The sequence below is a fragment of the Zarconia sp. genome, assembly GCF_057467645.1.
The window spans coordinates 1-3,207 of sequence record NZ_JBRJXU010000112.1; the positions used below are offsets into that span (position 1 = coordinate 1).

A 3,207-nucleotide genomic window follows, 5' to 3' on the forward strand; every position below is an offset into this window, starting at 1 on the left:
GCGGTATTACGAAAAGTTGATGCAGGGGATGGGACGAAGCGAGGCGTTGCGTCAGGTGCAGTTGGAGGCGATTTCGCAAGAGGGGAAATATAGTCGTCCTTATTATTGGGCGGCGTTTATTTTGGCGGGGGAGTGGGAGGCTTTGGGTAAGTAATAAGTGATAAGTAATAAGTAATAAGTGGGAAGTTTGAAGTGAGAAGTGAGAAGTTTGAAGTGAGAAGTTTGAAGTGGAAGGCTTTGGGGAAAAGATAATGAGGCTAGACGATATATGTACATAGACATACTGATGGCTAAAGACAGACTTTGGGTAAACCTAACTGGTGTATGGGAAGAGCTTGAACAAAAGACAGGGCGCGACCTGACTAACGAATGTCTGCTCTCTCTCGGTTGCAATGGCGATCGAAACAATATTGCAGTTCGATCGTATATCGAACGCACGACCCCACCCGCACCACCGAAACCAGATTGGTACGTTGAGCCAATCCGGGAAGCTCGGCAGGTTTCGGCTTGAAGATGCGATCGCCCAACATCAGAGGCTTGAGTTGGACGGACATTGGTGAGAAACTACCGAACGGAATCGATTGATGATTCGCCGTCTTATACGTTATCGGAGTACCTGGTAGTGACACCATCCATCGACCACGATGCTATCTTCAAAGAGCTACTTTCCACCTTCTTTCTCGATTTTCTCGAACTGTTCGCTCCCCAAGTCCTGGAATACTCCGAACCCACGGAGTTCAGTTTAGAGCCGACCGAAACGGTTCGCGAGGTCTTCAGTCCCATTACCCAAGGCAAGAAGAAAGTTGCCGATGTGGTCGCCCGCCTCAAGTTTCAAGACCGGGCAGCTTGTTTCCTCGTTCACGTCGAATCGCAGTCGAGTGCCTACACCCAAGAAGACTTCCGATTGCGGATGTTTCAGTATTTTGCTCGCTTGCACGAAAAATTCCGTTTGCCCGTCTATCCCATCGCGCTCTTTACCTTTGACGAACCCTTTCAGGCGCAGGATAATCGCTACGTCGTTCGGTTCCCAGACCGACAGGTGTTAGATTTTAGCTTTGTGGCCATTCAACTCAATCGGCTCAACTGGCGAGATTTCCTCGGGCGGGAGAATCCCGTCGCGTCAGCTCTGATGGCGAAGATGCAGATTGCACCCTCCGAACGCGCTCGAGTCAAAGCCGAGTGTTTGCGATTGCTTGCTACCCTTGAGCTAGATCGAGAGAAAATGGAGTTAATATCTGGATTTGTCGGAACCTATTTACCATTGAATGAGGACGAAGAAGAGGAGTTCGATCGAGTTCTCGAATCGATGGAGTTGGAAACCAAGGAGCGCGTGATGCAATTTGTAACGGATTGGGAACAGAAAGGACGGGAACAAGGCAGACAGGAAGGATTGCAGGAGGGATTACAGCAAGGATTACAGCAAGCACGTCTTGCCCGACAAGGCGATATTATCCGTATCCTTGAAATTCGGTTTGAAGAGATTTCCCTCGAACTCAAGGAGCTTATTGGTAAGATTGACGAACTCGAAACGCTGGGGAACCTTCTGGTTGGGGCGGTGATGAGTCAATCTTTAGAAGCATTTATATTGAGCGCTTCGGAGGCGATCGAATCGGAAAACCCAGAGTCGAGAACTGAAGAAACGGATGTCGATCGCCAGAACACAAATAATTGACGGCTCGATCGCCCCCTCGCCCGGAGACATCACCAATGACCCAAAGCAAACGATCGGCTTGGCGATCGCATACAGCAACTCGAAGGCGACTTATCGCGACTGGGGGAAGAATTTGCTCTCGATGATGTTGTCCGCGACGAGCGGGACTATTTCGAGCGATTGCTTCGGGAGAACGGGATCGATCCGTGGGAGAGACGGGGAGAAGAGCAATAGTAAGCCTGTTGACAACAAACAAACCCAAGCCGCCCAATGTGTTGGACTGAAGGTTCAGAACATCTCAGATTTTTTACGCTCGAAGGCATTCAAATCAAGAGCCGGCAAGGGTTATACGCCTCAGATTAACGCCCGACGCTTTTTAGGATCGAAAGCGATCGAAGCTTTGCTAGGCAAAGGTTATACGCCCGACAGTTTTAAAGCTTGACCCGCATCCTGGCGTGGGTTCTCGATGAAGTCGAAAATCCATTTTCGATCGCTTCTTCTGATGTCGTAGCTTGGTTCGGCGTATCGGAGAATACCGCTAGAGAATGGCTCAAAGAATGGATAGCCGATGGATTTATCGCTCCGGTTCTCGGGTGAAAGGTTAAGAAAATCTCTCCCTTGTCCCCCTTGTCTCTCCAATTCCCCGTTCCCCGTTCCATCCAAATATCTACCGCTGAAATACTGCATAAGCTCAGTGCGATCGAAAATATGTATTCTACAGAAGAGAGTGTAGGAGCGATCGAACATGAGGCAGAGTCGAGCAGTGGCAGGTGGAGTGCTCGCGGTGCTGCTGGCGGTAGGGAGTACGGGACTGCTACCCCGGAGAGCCACTCCCCAACAGTTGGCACAGGTGACACCCGGTGCGGTGACGGGGCAACTCGATGAGAATAGTCAGACTCTGGAGAGTAGTCGTTATTTTGCAACTCACCCCTATGAAGGCACAGCCGAGGAAACTGTAACGTTTGAACTGGTCAGCGAAGACTTTGATGCCATTATTGGTCTTATTAGTCCCAGTGGAAAAGTTCTTGGAAGTGATGATGATAGTGGCAATGGTACAAATGCTCGATTCATCCTCAAACTCCCCGAAACCGGAACTTATCAGATCGTTACATCTGCTAATCCGGGTGAGACGGGGCAATATAGCCTCAGTTGGCGATTGGCGACGGCTACCGACTTGGCTCTACAGCGAGCTAGTCAACTCAATTGGCAAGGAATCGAACTGTACCAACAGGGGCGCTACAGTGAAGCCGAGCCTTTGTATCGAGAAAGTCTAGCAATTCGCCGGGAGCAATTGGGAGAGCGCCATCCCTCTGTCGCCACCAGCCTCAATAATCTAGCCGGACTCTACCGAGTCCAGGGAAGGTACGATGAAGCCGAACCCCTCTACCAGCTAGCCCTCGAGATTCTCCGGGAGCAATTGAGAGAGCGCCATCCCGACGTGGCCACCAGTCTCAACAACCTGGCATTGCCCTACCGAGACCAAGGAAGGTACGATGAAGCCGATCCCCTCTTGCAGCAAGCTCTCGAGATTGACCGCGAGCAATTGGGAGAGGGCC

6 protein-coding genes are annotated in these 3,207 nt (G+C 50.7%); 5 read left to right on the forward strand and 1 reads right to left on the reverse strand.

Going from position 1 to position 3,207, the window contains the following annotated elements; genetic code table 11:
- A partial coding sequence (locus AC2215_RS17665) for a CHAT domain-containing protein (RefSeq protein WP_486811318.1) occupies positions 1-154 on the forward strand: 154 nt, incomplete at its 5' end.
- A gap of 208 nt (positions 155-362) precedes the next feature.
- On the opposite strand, the gene AC2215_RS17670 is transcribed toward AC2215_RS17665, so the two are convergent.
- Positions 363-554: a hypothetical protein gene (locus AC2215_RS17670; protein WP_486811313.1), complete on the reverse strand. Its 192-nt coding sequence runs from the start codon at positions 552-554 to the stop codon at positions 363-365.
- Positions 555-556: 2 nt separating this feature from the next.
- Here AC2215_RS17670 and AC2215_RS17675 point away from each other — a divergent pair, with 2 nt between their 5' ends.
- The 4 genes from AC2215_RS17675 to AC2215_RS17690 form a co-directional block, all read left to right on the forward strand.
- Entirely contained in the window at positions 557-1,672 is a 1,116-nt protein-coding gene (locus AC2215_RS17675; RefSeq protein ID WP_486811314.1) for an Rpn family recombination-promoting nuclease/putative transposase, read from the forward strand.
- Entirely contained in the window at positions 1,644-2,093 is a 450-nt protein-coding gene (locus AC2215_RS17680; protein WP_486811315.1) for a hypothetical protein, read from the forward strand. The genes AC2215_RS17675 and AC2215_RS17680 overlap by 29 nt, the downstream gene beginning before the upstream one ends.
- Positions 2,090-2,248 (forward strand): hypothetical protein, encoded by a 159-nt coding sequence (locus AC2215_RS17685; RefSeq protein ID WP_486811316.1) that lies wholly within the window; start codon positions 2,090-2,092, stop codon positions 2,246-2,248. The genes AC2215_RS17680 and AC2215_RS17685 overlap by 4 nt, the downstream gene beginning before the upstream one ends.
- A gap of 148 nt (positions 2,249-2,396) precedes the next feature.
- A partial coding sequence (locus AC2215_RS17690; protein ID WP_486811317.1) for a tetratricopeptide repeat protein occupies positions 2,397-3,207 on the forward strand: 811 nt, incomplete at its 3' end.